The organism is Kosakonia sp. S42 (assembly GCF_016624785.1).
Lineage (GTDB): Bacteria > Pseudomonadota > Gammaproteobacteria > Enterobacterales > Enterobacteriaceae > Kosakonia > Kosakonia cowanii.
Map to the genome: position 1 here is coordinate 14,805 of NZ_JACVTW010000017.1, position 18,216 is coordinate 33,020.

Sequence of the window (18,216 nt, forward strand, 5' to 3'; positions counted from 1 at the left end):
TGTCGAGTCGAGCCGGCCGCCGTCAGGCACGCGGGAGGTGAGCGCAGTGCGCAGCACCGATTTCCTCGCGGGGCCGCGGGGATTGACAAGGGGAGCGCGGCCGCTTCCCTTGTCCCGTTCACCGCATAAGGGGTTAATGAAACTCCCCAGCGCCTGGTGAACGGAACCATTCCACCAAAGTAACCCCATCGCCGGATGGCGCCTAAACGCTTATCCGGCCTACAACATTTTTTACCTCTCCAATAACTCCCTCAACACTGGCCCGATCTGCCCGAACGCCTGCGGGGAGATGATATCGACATGGGCACAATCCTGACGGTACACCGCCAGCTCGCGCACCCAGGGTGCCCAGGCGCGTTGCGGGTCGGTGCCGGGCGGCAGGGTGCGCTCGGCGACAAACAGCGTGGCTTTACCATCAAATGGCACGCTGTGCGCAGTGGTCAACAAGCGCACCGCATCGGCGTAGTTCCCCTCAATCTGCGAGAAAAGCTCCGTGGAGGCCTGCCCCTGCTGCGCGGCGAGAAACGCCTGGCGCTCGCGCTCAATCTCCGCCAGCACGGCGGGATCAAGGCCGTTCGCCTCTTTCTCTGCCCAGTTTTGCGTCTCCGGCGGCCAGGTATCGAGCAGCCCGAGGAACGCCACCTCTTCACCGCGCTGTCGCAGCCGCGCTGCGATGCCATGCGCCAGTGTCCCGCCAAGGGAGTAACCGAACAGGTAGTAAGGCCCGTGCGGCTGCTGCGCCAGTAGCGTCGCTAACTGTTGATCGCAGGCCTCATCCAGCGTTGCTGCCTGCTGTAGCGGCCCATCCGGGCGCGGAGACTGAATGCCGGTAATCGACCAGCGCGGCGCAAGATAGCGGGCCAGTACGCTGAACTGCCACGCAAAACCGGAGGCCGGATGGAAGCAGAAGAGCGTCGGCCCAGCGCTTTCGCGCAGCGGCAGCACCGCTTCCAGCCCGAGCCGCCCGGCCTGCTCGTTTGAGAGCGGCTGTTCCAGCAACGCCGCAAGTTTCTCCACCGTCGGTGCCACCATAATCTGCCCCGGTGTCACCTGGCGGTCAAACTCGCGGCTAAGCTGCGCGGCAAGCCGCATCGCCAGCAGCGAGTGGCCGCCAAGGGCGAAGAAATCCGCCTGCGCATCATTCACTTCGCAGCCCAGCAGCGCGGCAAAGGCCTGCGCCACCTGCGTCTCCATCCCGGCATTGAGCGGGCGACCGCCCTGCTCTGCCTGTAACACGGGCAGCGGCAGCGCCTTGCGATCGAGCTTACCGTTGGCGCTGAGCGGCAGCGCGCTCACCTGCATTAACAGCACCGGCACCATATGCGCCGGTAACTGCGCGCGCAGCTGCTCCAGCAGTGCAGCCGTATCCAGTTGCTGACCAGATGAAGAGACCAGGTAGCCAACCAGTTGGCGGGCATCGCCGCCGCTCGCCGCCGCCTGGTTAAAGACGCAGGCATGGGCCACCGCCTGAGCGATATCCGGCAGTGCCAGCATTGCCCGGTCAATCTCGCCCAGTTCAATGCGCTGACCGCGAATTTTTAACTGATCGTCGCTGCGCCCCAGGTACTCCACCGCGCCACTCTCCAGCCAGCGGGCGACATCGCCGGTGCGGTACATGCGCTCGCCCGGCGCAAAGGGATCGGCAATAAAGCGGCTGGCAGTCAGATCCGGGCGACCAAGATAGCCCTGCGCCAGCTGAATGCCGGTGAGATAGAGATCGCCCGCCACGCCGAACGGCACCGGACGCATCATCGCATCCAGAATGCGCAGCCCCGTGTTCCACACCGGGTAACCAATCGGCACACTGTTGCCGCGCACCTGCGCCAGCGTCTCGCCATACGCCGGATAGAAGCTGACATCCACCGCCGCTTCCGTCGGGCCATAGAGGTTATGCAACGTCACGCCGGTTAAGGCTTCCCACTCGCGGCAGAGATCGGCGGGCAGCGCTTCGCCGCTACAGAAAACCTGCTTCAGCGTGCGGCAGCTCTGCTGCGCGCTTTCCGGCGTCAGCGAGGCGACAAAGGCCGCCAGCATCGAGGGTACAAAGTGGGTGGTCGTCACACCCGCTTCAGCAAAGAAGGCTTGTAACGCCTGCGGATCGCGGTGCGCCTCCGGCTCGGCCATCACCAGGCTGGCGCCAGCGATAAACGGCCACCAGAACTCCCACACCGACACATCAAAACTGCACGGCGTTTTTTGCGCCACCACATCGTTAGCGCTAAGCGGATAGGCTGCCTGCATCCACAGCAGGCGGTTGACGATGGCGGTATGCCCAACCATCACCCCTTTTGGTCGCCCGGTAGAGCCGGAGGTGAAGATGATATAAGCCGTCTGCTCCGGGCGGGCCAGATTGAGCGGCTCAGCGCCATTGCTCTCCAGCGGCGCGTCGTAGCAGAAGTGCGCCAGCCCAGGAATATCGGCGAAGCGCGCATGCTGATCGTCGGTGGTGATTAACAGGCGCGGGCGGGCATCCTCCAGCATCATGCGCAGACGATCGTCGGGGTAGCCGGTATCGAGCGGCAGCCAGGCGGCGCCCGCTTCAACAATGCCATGCAGCGCGAGCGTCAGGAAAACCGAGCGCGGCAGCGCAACCGCCACGCTGTCGCCAGGCTGCACGCCCAGCGCGCGTAGCTGGTTCGCCAGCGCCACCACTTGCTCGCGCATCTCCCGATAGCTGAAGCGCCAGCGGGCATCGGATAACGCCGGGGCATCGGGGGTTTTCGCCGCCTGCTGTGCCACCAGCTCGCTCAGGGTAGCCCGCGGCAGCGACACGGCGGTGGCGTTGATCTGCGAAAGTTGTTCCGCCTCTTTCGCGGTTAAGAGTTCCGCATCGCCACAGCGCAGCGCCGGATTGTCGGCAAACTGCTGCAACAGCTGGGCAAGGCGCGCAACGTGGGTGTTGAGCGTCGCCTCGTCGTAGCGGCTGCGATTCGCCAGCACCTCCAGCGACAGCCCGCCCGCTTCATCCGGGAAGATCGCGATCTCCAGATCGTTGACCGGCCCGGTGGCTAAGGTGTGGGTAATGCCCTGGATGCCGTCAAGATCGAGCTGGTAATCAAACAGTTTGACGTTCAGTACCGGGCCGAACAGCGGCTCACTCCCCGCCGCGCGCCCGGCGTCGCGCACGATCTGCTCCGCATCGTAACGCTGGTGGCGGCGCATCGCTTTTAACGTTCGGGCAAGGTCGCTTGCCAGCTCCGGCAGCGTTTGCGTGCCATCAAGATGGATGCCCATCGGCAGGACATTAAGCACCGGGCCGGTGGCGGTGAGCGCGGCCGATCCCATACGGCGCATAAAGATAAACCCGGCGGCATAATCGGTGCGTCCGCACAGCCGGCCCAGCCAGAGCGCCACTAAGGCCAGCGCCAGATCGGCGGGCGTCGTGCTTGCCATCGCCTGGCTCAGGCGGCGAAAGGCTGCGCGCTCCAGGGCGACATTGAGGCGCAGAATATCGGTAGTTGCCGCGCGCCCTGGCAGCGGTTCGCTGGAGAGCGACACCGGCGGCGGAAGCGCGCGCCGCTGCTCTGCCCAGAAAGCGGCATCGCGCGTAAAGGCATCGCTGCCCTGATAGCGTTGATACTCCTCCACAACCTCAGCAAAGGGGGTAAATGGTGAGGCGGGCGTTGGCTCGCCACGTCGCCATGCGCTATAAATAGCGGCAATCTGGCGGGTTATGGCGGGGAAACTGAAGCCATCGACCAGCAAATGGTGATAACGCTGATACCAGTACCAGCGCCGCTCGCCGACGCGCATCAACTGGTGGTGCACCAGCGGTTTGCCGCTCTCCACGCGCAGGTTTTGCGCCAGATCTGCCTGCATTAGCGCCAGCGCGGCGCTGTGTGCATCGCCCTGCTGGTGCAGGTCGGCAATGGCGGGCGCGGCAAAGGTCAACGTCTCATCGACAGACTGCCACACTTCGCCGTTATCTTCGGTGAAACGCATGCGCAGCGTGTCAGCCTGCATCAGGCCGGTGACAATCGCCTCGCTGAGCTGCACGGCATCGATATCGCCCTCAAGCTCAACATAGTGCGCCACGCTCCAGGCATTCGGCAGCGAGGTGAGTTTTTCTGCCATCCAGATCCCCGGCTGGGCGGCGACCAGCGGTAAACGTTCGCTCATCTTCCGCTCCTTATTGCGCGTGGGGGTGCGCATAGTGCGCCGGGGTTAAGCTCTGCCAGTGTGCTGCCAGCCAGTTGTTACAGTCCGCCTGCGATTGCGGCTCACAGATGATGTGCCAGCCTGCGGGCAGCGCGCACTGCGCGGGCCACAAACTGCACTGCTGCGCGCTGTTTTGCAGAATATAAAACCGCCCTTGCGGATGATCGAAGGGGTTGGTGAACTCCATAGCAAACTCCTGTCGTGGAAAAGCGCCCCGGCGTTAGAGCGGCTGCCAGAGGGTGATTAACCCCGCCGTCAGCCCGCCGCGCCAGCAAAGCGCATCATGTCCGCCGTCAACCTGACGCCAGAAAACCCGCTGCTGTGTTTGTTGTAAAAGGGATAAAAGGGTCTGGTTGGTACGAAAAATCAGCGGCTCGCGCACCCCGGCTTCAAGCACAATGCGCAGCCCCTGCGGGCCTATTTCACCCTGTTTGAGTTGTTGGATAAGCAGCCCTTCACCCTCGCCGCCGCGATGTGGCCACCAGTAAGAGCCGGACTGGCTCAGCACGCAGCCAAAGCGCGTCGGCCAGTGTAGAGCGGCATAGAGCGCTGAAAGCCCGCCGAAACTCTGCCCCGCCACCACCGTGCGATCGGCGCGATCGCTGAAGGAGGCAATTTCGCGTACCTGCGGCAAGAGTTCCTCCTGCACCGCCAGCCAGAAATCGGCATTACAGGGCAGCTCCTGGCTGCGCTGAGCATTATCGATGGCGTCAATCAGCACATAGACCGCGGGCGGCAACTGGCGGGCGCTAGTCAGCGCTGCCAGCGCAGGCCACACCGGCATGCTCTCGGCCCAGAACTGGCCGTCGAGCAGGATCGCCAGCGGGCGTTCAGCACCCTGCGCCTCGCCGGTGGTGTAAACCCAGACGCGGCGGCGGTTGTGCAGCCGCGGGCTCTGCCAGTGCAGCAGATGAGGAGGGGTAAAAGCGGTATCGGTTGCCTGCCAGCCGGGCTGAGGCGGTGCGCCGGGCATCTCCAGCGCCGAGACCGGATGACCGCGTCCGCCGCGCCAGCTTTGCGCATTCAGCGGGTCGGCAACCGCGCGCGGCAGCAGTTTGCGCCACCCTTCACGCAGCGCCGCGCGATCCGGCGGCACGCTGGCGAATACGGTGTCGGCAAAGTCGTTATCCTGCTCAGAGGGGATCAGGCAGTAGCTGCCGCGCCAGCCCGCTTCGAGGGTGGTTTTCCAGCACCAGACATCGCTTCCGGCGATGCGTGCCAGTGATTGCGGCTGCGCTTGTTGATGGTGATCGGTAACACCAGTGATGTAGATCCAGACCCGGCGCAGGCGCGAAGTCTGCTCTGACCCCGCCGGATCGCGCCACCAGAAGGTGACTTCATAGCGCCCGTCGGCGGTTTTAACCCACTCCGGCCCCTGTTTTGACGCCCACCAGGCATCGCTTCCCGTCGTTGACGTCACGGTTTAACCCCAAATCGCTGCGGAATTATTTTTATCGATCAAAATTTATAGATAATATTATTGATAACTATTCTTATTTGCAATAGCGTATTGGCGCGCTGTGGGAAGCGCGTCTTTCACCTAACTCTGCCTGTCGCAGGCCTTTTTTCTCAGGTCTGAGAGAATTGCCGCGCGCGGGCTTCATCACTGCCGTCTCCTCTCCCCTGGGAATGGAGAGTTACGGGGATACGGCAAAGGAACGCAGGTAACATAATGAATAAGAAGATGAAATCCCTGACCTTGCTGGTCAACCTCGGGATCTACGGCGCGGCAATACCCGTGATGGCGGCGGAAGAGAAAAGCAGCGACGCCAGCAGCGCGGACACTATCGTCGTCACGGCGGCACAGCAAAACCTCCAGGCACCCGGCGTGTCGACCATCACCGCCGATCAAATTCGTAAGAACCCGCCAGCCCGTGATGTGTCGGAAATTATCCGCAAGATGCCGGGCGTTAACTTAACCGGCAACGCCACCAGCGGCCAGCGCGGCAACAACCGCCAGATCGACATTCGCGGTATGGGCCCGGAAAACACCTTAATCCTGGTGGATGGCAAACCGGTCACCAGCCGTAACTCAGTACGCTTAGGCTGGCGCGGCGAGCGTGACAGCCGCGGCGACACCAGTTGGGTGCCGGCAGAGATGATTGAGCGCATCGAAGTGATCCGCGGCCCGGCGGCCGTGCGCTACGGTAACGGCGCGGCGGGCGGTGTGGTGAATATCATCACCAAAAAAGATAGCGCCCAGGAGTGGCATGGATCATGGAACGCCTACGTCAACGCGCCGGAGCATAAAGCGGAAGGCGCCACCAAACGCACCGACTTTAGCCTCAGCGGCCCGCTGGGCGATGATGTCAGCTTCCGCCTCTATGGCAACCTGGCGAAAACCCAGGCCGATGCGTGGGATATCAACCGCGATCACCAGTCTGAACGCACCGGAATTTACGCTAATACCCTTGCCGCCGGGCGCGAAGGCTCGATCAATAAAGATATTAATGGCGTGGTGCGCTGGGATTTCGCGCCGATGCAGTCGCTGGAGTTCCAGGCGGGCTACAGCCGCCAGGGCAACCTCTACGCGGGCGATACGCAAAACACCAATAACGACAGCAGCAGCAATAACTACGTGCGCAAGAACTACGGCAAAGAGACCAACCGTCTCTATCGCCAGAACTACTCCGTCACCTGGAATGGTGGCTGGGATAACGGCATTACCACCAGCAACTGGATCCAGTATGAGCACACGCGTAACTCGCGTCTGGGCGAAGGTCTGGCGGGCGGGCTGGAAGGGCTGTTCAACAGTAATAAATTCACCGATATCGACCTCTCCGATGTGATGCTGCACAACGAGGTGAACCTGCCGCTGGATCTGCTGGTTAACCAGACCCTGACGCTGGGCACCGAGTGGAACCAGCAGCGGATGAAAGATCTCGCCTCTAATACCCAGGCCTTCCAGGGCGGGGCGATTAGCGGGCTGAGCAGCACCAACCGCAGCCCCTACTCCAGTGCCGATATCTACTCCATTTTTGCCGAAGACAATATGGAGCTGACCGACAGCACCATGCTGACCCCGGCGCTGCGCTTCGATCATCACACCATCGTTGGCGATAACTGGAGCCCGTCGCTGAACCTCTCGCAGGGATTAGGCGACGATTTCACCCTGAAAATGGGCATTGGCCGCGCGTATAAAGCACCGAGCCTCTACCAGACCAACCCGAACTACATTCTCTACAGCAAGGGCCAGGGGTGCTACGCCAGCGGCAACGGCGTCGGTTGTTACATGATGGGTAACGACGACCTGAAAGCGGAGACCAGTATCAATAAAGAGATTGGCCTTGAGTTCAAACATGATGACTGGCTGGCCGGTGTGACCTGGTTCCGTAACGACTACCGCAATAAGATTGAGGCGGGTTATTCGCCGATGGCGCAAACGGCGGCGGGCGCGACTAAAACCGATATCTACCAGTGGGAAAATGTGCCGAAAGCGGTGGTTGAAGGGCTGGAGGGTACGCTGAACGTGCCGGTTTCTGAAACGGTGGCCTGGAGCAACAACTTCACCTATATGCTGCAAAGCAAGAACAAAACCACTGGCGAGCGGCTCTCCATCATTCCGGAATATACGCTGAACTCAACACTGAGCTGGCAGGTGACGCAGGATGTTTCTCTGCAATCGACCTTTACCTGGTACGGCAAACAGCAGCCGAAGAAGTATGACTACAAAGGCCAGCGCGTGACCGGCTCTGCGACCAACGAAGTGAGCCCCTACAGCATTGTGGGACTTAGCGGCACCTGGGACGTGAACAAAAACGTCAGCCTGACCGCCGGCGTCGATAACCTGTTTGATAAGCGCCACTGGCGCGCGGGCAATGCCCAGAGCACCGGCGGCACTACCGGCTATATGTATGGCGCAGGCGCCGAGACCTATAACGAATCGGGCCGTACCTGGTTTATGGGCATCAACACCCACTTCTGATAAGAGCCTGAACTGCTACAAAGAGAAGGCCCCGTCATTGCTGGCGGGGCCTTTTATTACTGATTACCTGGGTGTTGAATATCTGACACTGTTATACCCCGCCCGGCGCTTATCTCCGGCACTCACTCTAAGGTGGCGTTAGCTCTTTGCTGGGGTGAAATAACAATAAGCCATCGGAAAATTCCTAACAAGAGGAAAATAATACCTGTACGTGAATATATGATATCGATCATACTTTCTTGCTGCTGTTCATCTGCTGGTGTGATGAACGTCACGACGCTTTTTCACGCAGTCGTCAACCTGTTTACCGGCGTAAAAATGATGACCCGGCTAAAGCCTCTCTCTCAGCACGATCGCCGCAAGTGTGCTGATTTTTTGCTTTAGTTGCCTGAAAATGCAGCAGCAGATATTATTTTGCACTGCGGAATTTGACTTAAATTCTGCAGAAGTTTACAAAAGATACCGCCTTTCCCCTATCCGACTTGCGTCTTTGCGGTTTTCGTCCAGGCTTGCCTTTCAGGCGCTGGAAAAATAGCAAAAGTTCGCCCGGTTCAGGTTTGCGCGCCACCGACGTTTCTATAATTTGCAGGCATCTGTGAGTGGAGTATCGAATGTTCTCTTTTGTCGCCCGCCAGGCGATTTTTGATGCAAATATGAACACAGTCGGCTACGAGTTGCTGTTCAGGGACAGTATGACCAACCGGTTTCCTGACGTCACACCGGAGTACGCCACTGCGCAAATTATTGTTGAACAGTTTCTTGGCGCACCGCTGGGGCGGTTAAAAGAGTACAGTGCGATTTTCGTCAACTTCCCCTATGAACTGCTGGTACAGGGAATGGCGGAAACGCTGCCGAAAGATCGGGTGATTGTTGAGATCCTCGAAACCGCCGAGCCCACGCCGCTGCTGCTGGAAAGCATCAAAAAACTCTCCGCGCAGGGTTTTCGCATTGCGCTGGATGATTTTGCGCTCGGTGATACGTGGAACGACTTCCTGCCCTTTATTCACATTATCAAATTCGACGTGCGCAATAATACGCCGGAGGAGATTGGCGGTTATATCAAGGGCAAAGCTCATCTACTGCGCAACACGCTGTTTCTCGCCGAAAAGGTGGAGACCCAGCAGGAGTATGAGTGCTACAAAAACCTCGGCTGCACCCTTTTTCAGGGCCACTTCTTCAGCCGCCCGGTGATCCATGCGGCGAACAAACTGATTCAGAACCAGGCAATCACCCTCCGGCTAATGAAAGAGGTGAATGCCGATAAGCCCGATTTCACCCGCATCGAGGCGCTGTTAAAACAGGATCTCGCCCTCTCCTTCAAGCTGATGCGCTATGCGCAAAATATTGTCTTTAACGCGCGCGGAATTAAAAACGTCCGCAGCCAGTCGTTAAAAGACATTATTTTTTATCTCGGTGCCAATGAGCTGCGCCGCTTCGTGCTGGTCTCCTGCCTGACCTCGGTAAATAAAGAGGAGATTGGCGAGATCTATCAGCAGAGCCTGATACGCGCCAGGTTCTGCGAGCTTGCCTCGTCACACTCTATTACGCGCCACTCGGCGGATGATGCCTTTATCGTCGGTCTTTTTTCGCAACTCGACAGCATTTTTGAAATGCCGATGGCCGATCTGATTGGCCAGATTGATATTTCCAACAATGTGATGATGGCGCTGAAAGCGCAAAAAGGGCCGCTCTATCCCTATTTGCGCCTGATTGAGCTGTATGAAAACCATCAGTGGGAAGAGGTGAGCGAGCTCGGCCATCGCCTCGGTTTTCATCGCGGCACGGTGGCGGAGCTGGTCAAAACCGCGACCGAATGGACGCAGGCGATCCCCTCAACCCGCCGCTAATTTTAGTTTCTGCGTCAAAAGGCCGATGTAATTAGCAGAACGCATCCCTTTGGACGAACACGATGGAATCACTCTCGGTATATGGCTACCGCCTCGGCAAGGATCATGAGGTGGAATATCTGCCGTTTAAAAAACGCCTGATTAACTACGCTTCGCCGGGTAAGGCTGACTATTTACGCGCGACCATGGCCAACCTGCTTCACTTTCTGCTGACGCACGCCGTCGGTCGCGTGGTGGCAGACAGAACGCTGCAAACCCAGGTGTGGGAAAACAATGGCCTGAGCTGCTCCAGCCAGCGGTTGTGGCAGGTGATGAATAACCTGAAGCGTAAGCTGGCAGCGTTTGATCTGCCTGAGGATTTTATTCTGCGCGTCGAAGGTAAAGGCTACCTGATCCCCGAAGAGAAAGTGCTGCAACTCTACTGCCGCCAGACCTTTTTTGCCGCCGGTGAACACGCCTCACGTACGGGCGTGACGCGTTAATGGCTGACGAAGCCCCCTATTTTTATCCGCCTTATCCGGCCATTTATGCTAACGTTGTGCCGCCGCAGGCGATGCGGCACCCTCCACTCCCCCTGCTGGCAAAATTGAATGAGGCTTTATGAGAATTGGTATCGCGTTTCCCGTGCTGGTATTTATTGTCGCCGTGGCATTTCTGACCTGGTTTATTGTCGGCGGCTACGCCACACCGGGCGTTTAATATTAAGAGGCCTCCCGGCTGCGTTATTCAATACAGCGCATCACTTGCCGTTCAACCACTTTAATTTGTGATCCTGCTCGCCTTTTGGCGGGTGTAGAATGCCGGGCACGCAAGTTCACCGGAGCAGTTAATGAATATCATCGAAATCATCATGTCGGCGGGTCGGGTATCCGTAGATGTTGCCCTTTATACCCTGCTGCCGATCATGGTGGTGATGCTCATCATTATGAAGTACCTCGAGGAGAAGGGCGTACTGGACGCGATTGTCCGCCTCACCTCCCCGGCTCTCAAACCTTTTGGTATTAGCGGGATGGGCATTTTTGCCCTTATTCAGCTTAACTTTGTCAGCTTTGCTGCTCCGCTCGCCGCGCTGGCGATTATGGAGCGGCGCGGAACCTCCGATCGTCATCTCGCCGCCACGCTGGCCATGGTTTTTGCCATGGGCCAGGCCAATGTCTTCTACCCTCTCACCCCCTTTGGTCTGCACTGGGGCGCGGCGATTGGCATTTCGCTGATTGGCGGGCTGGCGGCTTCGTCGTTTACCTACTACCTTGCCGGACGCAGGCTCTCCAGCGCCACGCTGCGTGACGAAGAGGGCGAGCTTTCGCAGGAGAAGCCGCGCGCCGGGCTGATTGCGGTGATTAACGGCGCAGGGGCGGATGCGATTCGCTTATCGCTGGGCTCACTGCCGATGCTGCTGCTGTCGCTGACGGTGGTCGGCATATTAAAAGCGGCGGGCGTGGTGGAAGCGCTGACGTCGCTACTGACGCCGTTGATGTCTTTCTTTCACATCTCAACGGTCTACGTGTTGCTGACGCTGACCAAATGTCTGGCCGGCGGTACTGCTTACTTTGGCGTTGCATCCGAAATGGCGCAGCACGGGCAGCTGACAGCGGCGCAGATTAACGCCTCGGCAGGCTTTCTGGTACAAACCCTCGATCTGCCGGGGATCGGGATTTTTCTCGGTATCGCCAGCCGCTTTGTACGCCTCTTCCGCTTCGCGCTTGCGGGCGCGATTGTGGGCATTCTGCTGCGCACGCTGCTGCACGCGTTACTGTTTTAGGAGGCCAGCGCCCTGTCACTGCGCATCGCACTGTAGAGGGAGCAGAGCGCCTGCAGGCTTTTAGTGCCGGTGCGTTTCATCAGGCTGTTACGCTGCACGCTGATGGTCGTGGGGCTGACGCCACGGATACGGGCAATGTCGTCAAGGGAGTGACCGCCGAGGATCAGCCGCATGATTTGCTGCTCGGCGCGGGTAAACTTGAGGCTGTCGTGGCGATAGCCGGGCGGACTATTCTGCCTGGAGAGCATGTTCATGACGGCCAACGCCTGACGCAGCTCGTCAACCCGCAGATTCTCTGCAAGGCAGAGTTTCACCATCCCCGGGAAGAGCAAGCTCAGGGAGTCAAAATGGCGCTCGGCGGAGATAAAAATCGCATAGTGCGTCGGCGGGCGGGAGAAAAAGAGCCCGTACATCTCCACAATATCCATCCCGGCGGTGACATAAATCGCCAGTTCGCTGCTCTGATATGGCTCGCCCCTCTCCTTACGCAATTGCCGGATGATTTGCTCAATACCAAAGATGAAAAGGCGATCCTTTCCGTAGAGTGTCATGATAGCTCCAGAGGTTATTATCTTATTTATCCTGCGAGGCGCGCAGGCTATTTTTTTCCTGAGTGTTAGGGATGTCCTGAATCAACGCAATATAGCTTCTTCACTTCGTTTAGGCTTCGTTTAACTTTCCGGAGTGTGAATTCCAACGCTACTTTTTTCCTGCGGCAGAGAATTTACGCCAGGAATAAATTTATTCTGCTTGCGGCCATCCATAAAAAAACCTGAAATCACAAAAGCCAGTAAAAATAGATAACCTATTGTTATTTATAAACTTTAAAAGACCAGGATTATCTTTAAAAAAACTCAAAAATTAAAATAATCATGCATATCAAATGTTCGATCGCAGTCTCAAAACACTATTTCAAATTGTGTAAAAGTGTGTTCCACGAACCACTTTTTAGAGAACATGTTTTACAGAATTTATCTCTGAAGAGCGCTAACGCTTTTTAACACCGTATTTTGTGTGGTGAATCCCCCTCAGCGGCGGGGTCATGCTGATATACGTTCACGCTCAGTAACGTTTCATTTTTATGGACGGATTGGGGTTATCGGCCCCCAATTCACCGGGAGGCACCCGGCACCACACACCCATTTATGGTGAACAGGCTGGCATTTTTTATGCGGTAATTATCAATGCCTTATTATATTAAAAATCATTATTAAGCTTGCTAATAATTCCGGCTTAGATCCGGCTTTTTCATGCGAACCATGTTTATAACAACCGTCTGCGTTAATGCAGAGAACATCTTGTACCTTTGAGAAAAATAATAGGGGATTTTATGTTGCGCACATTATTAATAGCCACATTACCTTTTATCACTCTTGCTACCCACGCCGTCACCTTTGATTATCGCCACGAAATGAATGACAGCGGAGGAAATAATCACAAAGACCGCTTATTAATGTCTCACCGTTTCGCTAACGGCTTTGGTCTGTCGCTGGAGGGGAAATGGAAAGGCTCGCAGGATAAAGATAAAGCCTACCATGAGACCCTGAGTAACGGCACCGAAGTGGTGGCCAGCTATGTCTACAAGATCAACCCCACTTTCCAGCTGGAGCCGGGTTTCTCACTGGACAGCAGCTCGTCTGCTAACAACTACCGCCCTTACCTGCGCGGCAAAGTGAACTTTGACAGCGATGTTAGCGCGACCCTGCGTTATCGCCCCTATTTTAAGCGTAACTCCAATAATATCGGCACTAATAAACAGACCAGCGAGAACGGCTACAACCTGACGGCAGTGATCTCCTGGAAGCTATTTAAAGATTATCAACTCGATTATGAACTCGACTATAAACATGCCACCTCTGCGGGCGTGTTGATTGCGGATAACGAGAATTATGACTGGACCCACGATGTCAAACTGACCTATAAGCTGAATAAAAACTGGTCGCCTTACGCCGCAATTGGTAATGTCTCCGGCAGTAAATATACCGATGAACGCCAGACGCGTTATCGCGTTGGGGTGAAATATAATTTCTGATAACCGCATCGCTAAATAGGGGTTTCTTCTGAAGCCCCTATTTTTATAAGGAACAGCCTAATGATGAAAAAGAGCAGTGTTGCGCTTGCGGTAAGCATCGCGGCAATATTTTCAACTCACGCGCTGGCGCAAGAAAATGCGCGGCTGGAGAGTGTAAAAGCTTTCGCCGATGCGGTTATTGCTAAAGCCAGCGATAAACAGCATCCGGATGTTCCTCTGCTGGCCGATGGCGTCGATCCGCGAACCGGCAAGCAGCTGGAGTGGGTCTTCCCGGATGGCAGAAAGGCGGTGTTGTCAAACTTCTCTGCGCAGCAAAATTTTATGCGCGTGCTGGTTGGGTTGAGTGAGTTAACCGGCGATGCAAAGTATAAGAAGCGTGCGCAGGATAATGTCCGTTACTACTTCCAGCATTATCAGGATGAGAGCGGGTTACTGCTGTGGGGCGGGCATCGCTTTATCGATCTCAATACGCTACAGCCCGAAGGGCCGAGCGAAAAAGAGCAGGTGCATGAGCTGAAAAATGCCTATCCCTGGTATGCGCTAATGTTCTCTGTCGACAAAGCGGCGACGGCGCGTTTTATTCGCGCCTTCTGGAATGCGCATGTTTATGACTGGAAGATACTCGAAACCAGTCGCCACGGTGAATATGGCAAACCGATGGGCAAATTATGGACCAGCGAATTTGAACAGCAGCCACCGTTTTTCGCCACCAAAGGGCTCAGTTTCCTCAATGCCGGTAATGACCTGATCTACTCCGCCGCCATGCTTTATCAATATGAGGGCGAACAAGGCGCGCTGACCTGGGCAACAAGGCTGGCAGAGCAGTATGTGCTGCCGCGCGATAAAAAGACCGGGCTTGGCGTTTATCAATTCACCCAGGCGCTGAAACGCGCTGAAACCACCGACGACAGCGATACCAATTCGAAGTATGGCGACCGCGCGCAGCGTCAGTTTGGCCCGGAGTTTGGCGCTGCGGCGCTGGAAGGCAACATGATGCTGAAAGGCAGAACCAGTACTCTCTACTCTGAGAATGCGTTAATGCAGCTGGCGCTGGCAAAATCGCTGGGCAATAAAGGGGATGACCTCAAAAAATGGACGCTGGATGGCCTGAAAGCGTTTGCCCACTACGCCTACGATGAGAAAACCAACACTTTCCGGCCAATGCTGGCCAACGGCACCGATCTCTCGGGTTACCACCTGAAGCGTGACGGTTATTACGGTAAAAAGGGCACCGAGCTGAAGCCCTACCCGGCGGGCAACGAATTTCTGCTCTCTTATGCCCGCGCCTGGACGCTGGCGCAGGATGATGAGATATGGAAAGTGGCACGCGGCATTGCGCGCGGCCAGGGGCTTGGCGATATTGGTAAACCGGGCGGGAAAAACAGCCAGCTCAATCTGCAGACGCAAAACAGCGAGCCGTACACTATTTTTGCGCTGATTGATTTGTCGCAGGCAACCGGTGATAAACGCTATCTCACGCTGGCGGATAGGGTCGCCGACAATATTTTAGCCAGCAAACGGCTGAATAACTTTTTCATCGACGATCGCCGCTATGTTTACGCCAATATCGACAACATCGCCCCCTATGCCCTGCTGGCACTGGAGGCCGCGCATCGCGGTAAGCCAGATGCCGTTGCCCCCTTCCTGAATGGGGCAGGTTTCACCGAAGGTGCCTATCTGATGGCGGATGGCAGCGTACGTTATTCCACGCGTGATGATGAGCTGTTCAAGTTGCAGGAAGGCGAGCAACTGAAGCCGAACGGCAAAAAGTAGAGAACGTTACTCCCTTTCCCCTTCACCAGCAGGCTGGCTACAAATGAAGCAGGTTGTGCTATTTTTGGGAGGGGCAAGAAGGGAGGACAGGGTATGAAGTTCAATGATGAGCTCACGGGACTCATTGGATTAGCCATTGGTGCAGCGGTGATTGGCCTGGTTGCGGCGCGCGAGCCTCTCAGTCGGGACAATATTGTGCGTGAAATTGAGCGGCAAGGACGGGACCGGGGAGATGGCGTTGAGGAGGAGGTGTTTCTCAAAGCCGCGGAGCTGGTCAGTAAAGGCGTGTAGCCACGCCCATTAATCACAACAGGCGAGTTTGCCACAGCGGCAAACTCGCCTGTTTGTTTCTATTTCACCGTACCTTTAATACCGTGCGGCTCCGCGCGCTGATACTGCGGCGCAATATTGACGGCACCGCCCAGTTTTGCGGCAGCGTGCCACGGCCAGCGCGGGTCATAAAGCATGCCGCGTGCCAGCGCCACCAGATCCGCCTCGCCTTGTTGCAGAACCGCTTCCGCCTGCTCTGCTTCGGTGATCAGCCCTACGGCAATAACCGGCATTTTTGTCCTTTCGCGCAACGCTTTAGCAAACGGCACCTGATAACCCGCCTTTACGCTGATCTGCTGTAGCGGAGAGAGCCCGCCGCTGGAGACGTGCACATAGTCGCCACCGGCCGCTTCAATCTGTTCGGTGAGCGCTGCGGATTGTTCGATATCCCAGCCCCCCTCCACCCAGTCGGTAGCCGACAGGCGGAGTCCGACCACGACGGAAGCCGGAACCGCTTCACGCACTGCGCGGAACACCTCCACGGTGTAACGCAGGCGGTTTTCAAGGCTGCCGCCATATTCATCGTCGCGTTCATTAGAGAGCGGAGAGAGGAATTGATGCAGCAAGTAGCCATGCGCCGCATGGATCTCGATCACCTCAATGCCAAGCTTCACCGCGCGCAGCGCGCTGTCGACGAAACGCTGCTTAACGCGCGCCAGATCCGCTTTGCTCATCGCGTGCGGTGGGCGTTCTGTTTCGTCATATGCCTGCGCAGACGCGGAGAGTGTCTCCCACCCGCCCTCGTCCAGCGAGAGTTGCTTACCGCCCAGCCACGGCGCGCTGGTAGAGGCTTTACGCCCGGCGTGACCGAGCTGAATACCGATTTTGATCGGCGAATAGCGGCGGATATCGTCCAGCACCACGCGCAGCGCCTCTTCGGTGGCATCGTCCCACAACCCGAGATCCTCAGGCGAAATGCGCCCTTCCGGCTCAACGGCGGTCGCTTCAATAATCAGCAGACCGGCTCCCGAGAGCGCCAGGTTGCCGAGATGAATGCGATGCCAGGCGGTCGCTTTACCTTCGTCAGCCGAATACTGACACATCGGTGCGATCACAATACGGTTATCGAGCGTCACACGCCCGAGCGTCACTTCTGAAAATAATTTGCTCATATCTCATCCTTTTCCGGCTTCGTTCACTGCGCAATTGCAGGCATCCGCGCGCAGTAAAGAGAAGAAACTGTCAGCCAATTACCATAGCTTGTCTTTGGCGGGATGTGCCGTTAGCGGCAGGCTGAACGATATTCAGGCAATCAATGGTCTGGTTAACGTTATGAAAGCTAAGTTGAAAATAATTTTCCGATTTTGCGATAAAAGCACATATATCGCGATGCGCAGGAGGAGGATATCCTGCCGCAGAGGGGGTTATTATTGCCGTGAGTCATTTTTTAACCGCCTGCGCAAGGCAGAAGATCACCTGAATTTTTTTCAGCATCAGCGCAACCCTATAGCGATCTTTATTGCAATGGTGATTAAACGGCGGCGAGCAAATAACACAACTCTGGCAGCGTGAAGTATTAGTGCTGTCTATTGCGCATTAACCTGAGCCGTTTCGAAGCGGAGAAAGATCTGAAAGTAAGATTTTGCCGCTAAGTGAGAATATTCTCAGTTATGACGGATATAAGTGAAACTTTCTGTCGCTTATTACGACGTCGTTGAACAAAGCGCATGCACAATGTTTAAGTAATCCTACAGTGTCGCTGAAATCGCTGCCCTTCTAACCTATAAGCTATTTTCTTAATACTGCTTAAGCTTCAACCAGGGCTTAAGTTAAAAATAACCCTTAAATGACCCTGCCTTTATCAGGCCGCAATCTTACTAAATTTCTTAGTACAACAGAGCTACCCAACATCAAGGGTTGCAATTTCCTCACGCTATTTGATAAAACACATAATCCTAAGTTGATTTTTATCTCTTTATCACTAAAAATTAATTCCGATCGATTTTCATTTACCCGCACACGGAGTGACATCATGTCAGAAGCACTTAAATCGTTAAATAACATTCGCACCCTGCGAGTACAGGCGCGTGAAGTTACGCTCGAAACGCTGGAAGAAATGCTTGAAAAATTGTCCGTGGTTGTAGAAGAACGCCGCGAAGAAGAATCTTCTTTACGTAAAGAGCAGGAAGAGAAAGAAGCTAAACTGGCGGCATTCCGTCAGAAGTTGCTGGATGAAGGTATCGACCCAACCGAACTTTTATCCTCTTTGAAAGGTCAGGCGACTAAAACCAAATCTGTTCGCGCACCGCGTCCTGCTAAATATAAGTATATTGACGAAGACGGTACTGAAAAAAGCTGGACCGGCCAGGGCCGTACGCCGAAAGTCATCGCTAAGGCGCTGGAAGAAGGCAAAAAGCTGGAAGACTTCTCCATCTAAAAGGCAGGGCGA

At 56.3% G+C, this 18,216-nt stretch carries 14 protein-coding genes; 9 read left to right on the forward strand and 5 right to left on the reverse strand.

Annotated elements, in window-relative coordinates; all coding sequences use genetic code 11:
* Positions 1–231 precede the first annotated feature (231 nt).
* From entF to fes, 3 genes are read right to left on the reverse strand one after another with little or no spacing between them, the layout of a single operon-like run.
* The gene (gene entF / locus IAE50_RS17360; RefSeq protein ID WP_200580803.1) at positions 232–4,119 is read right to left on the reverse strand and encodes an enterobactin non-ribosomal peptide synthetase EntF; all 3,888 of its coding nucleotides are present in this window, start codon (positions 4,117–4,119) and stop codon (positions 232–234) included.
* A gap of 10 nt (positions 4,120–4,129) precedes the next feature.
* Entirely contained in the window at positions 4,130–4,345 is a 216-nt protein-coding gene (locus tag IAE50_RS17365; RefSeq protein ID WP_200580804.1) for an MbtH family NRPS accessory protein, read from the reverse strand.
* 33 nt (positions 4,346–4,378) lie between these two features.
* Complete coding sequence (gene fes / locus IAE50_RS17370) at positions 4,379–5,578, reverse strand: enterochelin esterase (protein ID WP_200580805.1); 1,200 nt, start codon at positions 5,576–5,578, stop codon at positions 4,379–4,381.
* A 252-nt stretch (positions 5,579–5,830) separates the two neighbouring features.
* On the opposite strand from fes, the gene IAE50_RS17375 reads away from it, so the two are divergent.
* From IAE50_RS17375 to IAE50_RS17395, 5 genes are all read left to right on the forward strand, one after another.
* On the forward strand, positions 5,831–8,083 hold the full coding sequence (locus tag IAE50_RS17375; RefSeq protein WP_200580806.1) for a TonB-dependent siderophore receptor: 2,253 nt from the start codon (positions 5,831–5,833) through the stop codon (positions 8,081–8,083).
* A gap of 611 nt (positions 8,084–8,694) precedes the next feature.
* Complete coding sequence (locus IAE50_RS17380) at positions 8,695–9,930, forward strand: EAL and HDOD domain-containing protein (protein ID WP_094419585.1); 1,236 nt, start codon at positions 8,695–8,697, stop codon at positions 9,928–9,930.
* Between the two features lie 62 nt (positions 9,931–9,992).
* Complete coding sequence (locus IAE50_RS17385; RefSeq protein ID WP_200580807.1) at positions 9,993–10,412, forward strand: helix-turn-helix domain-containing protein; 420 nt, start codon at positions 9,993–9,995, stop codon at positions 10,410–10,412.
* 118 nt (positions 10,413–10,530) lie between these two features.
* On the forward strand, positions 10,531–10,629 hold the full coding sequence (locus IAE50_RS17390; RefSeq protein ID WP_042717833.1) for a YoaK family small membrane protein: 99 nt from the start codon (positions 10,531–10,533) through the stop codon (positions 10,627–10,629).
* A gap of 130 nt (positions 10,630–10,759) precedes the next feature.
* The gene (locus IAE50_RS17395) at positions 10,760–11,692 is read left to right on the forward strand and encodes a nucleoside recognition domain-containing protein (RefSeq protein ID WP_042717832.1); all 933 of its coding nucleotides are present in this window, start codon (positions 10,760–10,762) and stop codon (positions 11,690–11,692) included.
* On the opposite strand, the gene IAE50_RS17400 is transcribed toward IAE50_RS17395, so the two are convergent.
* A complete protein-coding gene (locus tag IAE50_RS17400) occupies positions 11,689–12,243 on the reverse strand; it encodes a helix-turn-helix transcriptional regulator (RefSeq protein ID WP_200580808.1) in 555 nt (184 codons plus the stop codon). The two genes, IAE50_RS17395 and IAE50_RS17400, sit on opposite strands and share 4 nt — an antisense overlap.
* Positions 12,244–13,022: 779 nt before the next feature.
* Here IAE50_RS17400 and IAE50_RS17405 point away from each other — a divergent pair.
* The 3 genes from IAE50_RS17405 to IAE50_RS17415 all read left to right on the forward strand — a co-directional run bounded on the left by IAE50_RS17405 (position 13,023) and on the right by IAE50_RS17415 (position 15,788).
* On the forward strand, positions 13,023–13,724 hold the full coding sequence (locus IAE50_RS17405; RefSeq protein WP_200580809.1) for an oligogalacturonate-specific porin KdgM family protein: 702 nt from the start codon (positions 13,023–13,025) through the stop codon (positions 13,722–13,724).
* Positions 13,725–13,787: 63 nt separating this feature from the next.
* Positions 13,788–15,497, forward strand: coding sequence for an AGE family epimerase/isomerase (locus IAE50_RS17410; protein ID WP_200580833.1), 1,710 nt, complete (start codon positions 13,788–13,790; stop codon positions 15,495–15,497).
* A 93-nt stretch (positions 15,498–15,590) separates the two neighbouring features.
* Positions 15,591–15,788, forward strand: coding sequence for a hypothetical protein (locus IAE50_RS17415; protein WP_042717826.1), 198 nt, complete (start codon positions 15,591–15,593; stop codon positions 15,786–15,788).
* Positions 15,789–15,847: 59 nt separating this feature from the next.
* Here IAE50_RS17415 and IAE50_RS17420 read toward each other — a convergent pair whose 3' ends face one another.
* A complete protein-coding gene (locus IAE50_RS17420) occupies positions 15,848–16,939 on the reverse strand; it encodes an NADH:flavin oxidoreductase/NADH oxidase (protein ID WP_200580810.1) in 1,092 nt (363 codons plus the stop codon).
* Between the two features lie 860 nt (positions 16,940–17,799).
* Between IAE50_RS17420 and IAE50_RS17425 the strand changes: the two genes are divergently transcribed.
* Positions 17,800–18,204 carry an H-NS family nucleoid-associated regulatory protein gene (locus tag IAE50_RS17425; protein WP_023479043.1) on the forward strand — a complete coding sequence of 135 codons (405 nt, stop codon included), beginning with the start codon at positions 17,800–17,802 and terminating at the stop codon, positions 18,202–18,204.
* The last annotated feature ends 12 nt before the right edge of the window (positions 18,205–18,216 follow it).

What these genes read in the sequence shown, in the direction of transcription:
- entF (WP_200580803.1), bottom strand. Translation starts at nt 4,119, where the DNA reads ATGAGCGAACGTTTACCGCTGGTCGCCGCCCAGCCGGGGATCTGGATG.
- IAE50_RS17365 (WP_200580804.1), bottom strand. Translation starts at nt 4,345, where the DNA reads ATGGAGTTCACCAACCCCTTCGATCATCCGCAAGGGCGGTTTTATATT.
- IAE50_RS17375 (WP_200580806.1), top strand. Translation starts at nt 5,831, where the DNA reads ATGAATAAGAAGATGAAATCCCTGACCTTGCTGGTCAACCTCGGGATC.
- IAE50_RS17380 (WP_094419585.1), top strand. Translation starts at nt 8,695, where the DNA reads ATGTTCTCTTTTGTCGCCCGCCAGGCGATTTTTGATGCAAATATGAAC.
- IAE50_RS17385 (WP_200580807.1), top strand. Translation starts at nt 9,993, where the DNA reads ATGGAATCACTCTCGGTATATGGCTACCGCCTCGGCAAGGATCATGAG.
- IAE50_RS17390 (WP_042717833.1), top strand. Translation starts at nt 10,531, where the DNA reads ATGAGAATTGGTATCGCGTTTCCCGTGCTGGTATTTATTGTCGCCGTG.
- IAE50_RS17395 (WP_042717832.1), top strand. Translation starts at nt 10,760, where the DNA reads ATGAATATCATCGAAATCATCATGTCGGCGGGTCGGGTATCCGTAGAT.
- IAE50_RS17400 (WP_200580808.1), bottom strand. Translation starts at nt 12,243, where the DNA reads ATGACACTCTACGGAAAGGATCGCCTTTTCATCTTTGGTATTGAGCAA.
- IAE50_RS17405 (WP_200580809.1), top strand. Translation starts at nt 13,023, where the DNA reads ATGTTGCGCACATTATTAATAGCCACATTACCTTTTATCACTCTTGCT.
- IAE50_RS17410 (WP_200580833.1), top strand. Translation starts at nt 13,788, where the DNA reads ATGAAAAAGAGCAGTGTTGCGCTTGCGGTAAGCATCGCGGCAATATTT.
- IAE50_RS17415 (WP_042717826.1), top strand. Translation starts at nt 15,591, where the DNA reads ATGAAGTTCAATGATGAGCTCACGGGACTCATTGGATTAGCCATTGGT.
- IAE50_RS17420 (WP_200580810.1), bottom strand. Translation starts at nt 16,939, where the DNA reads ATGAGCAAATTATTTTCAGAAGTGACGCTCGGGCGTGTGACGCTCGAT.
- IAE50_RS17425 (WP_023479043.1), top strand. Translation starts at nt 17,800, where the DNA reads ATGTCAGAAGCACTTAAATCGTTAAATAACATTCGCACCCTGCGAGTA.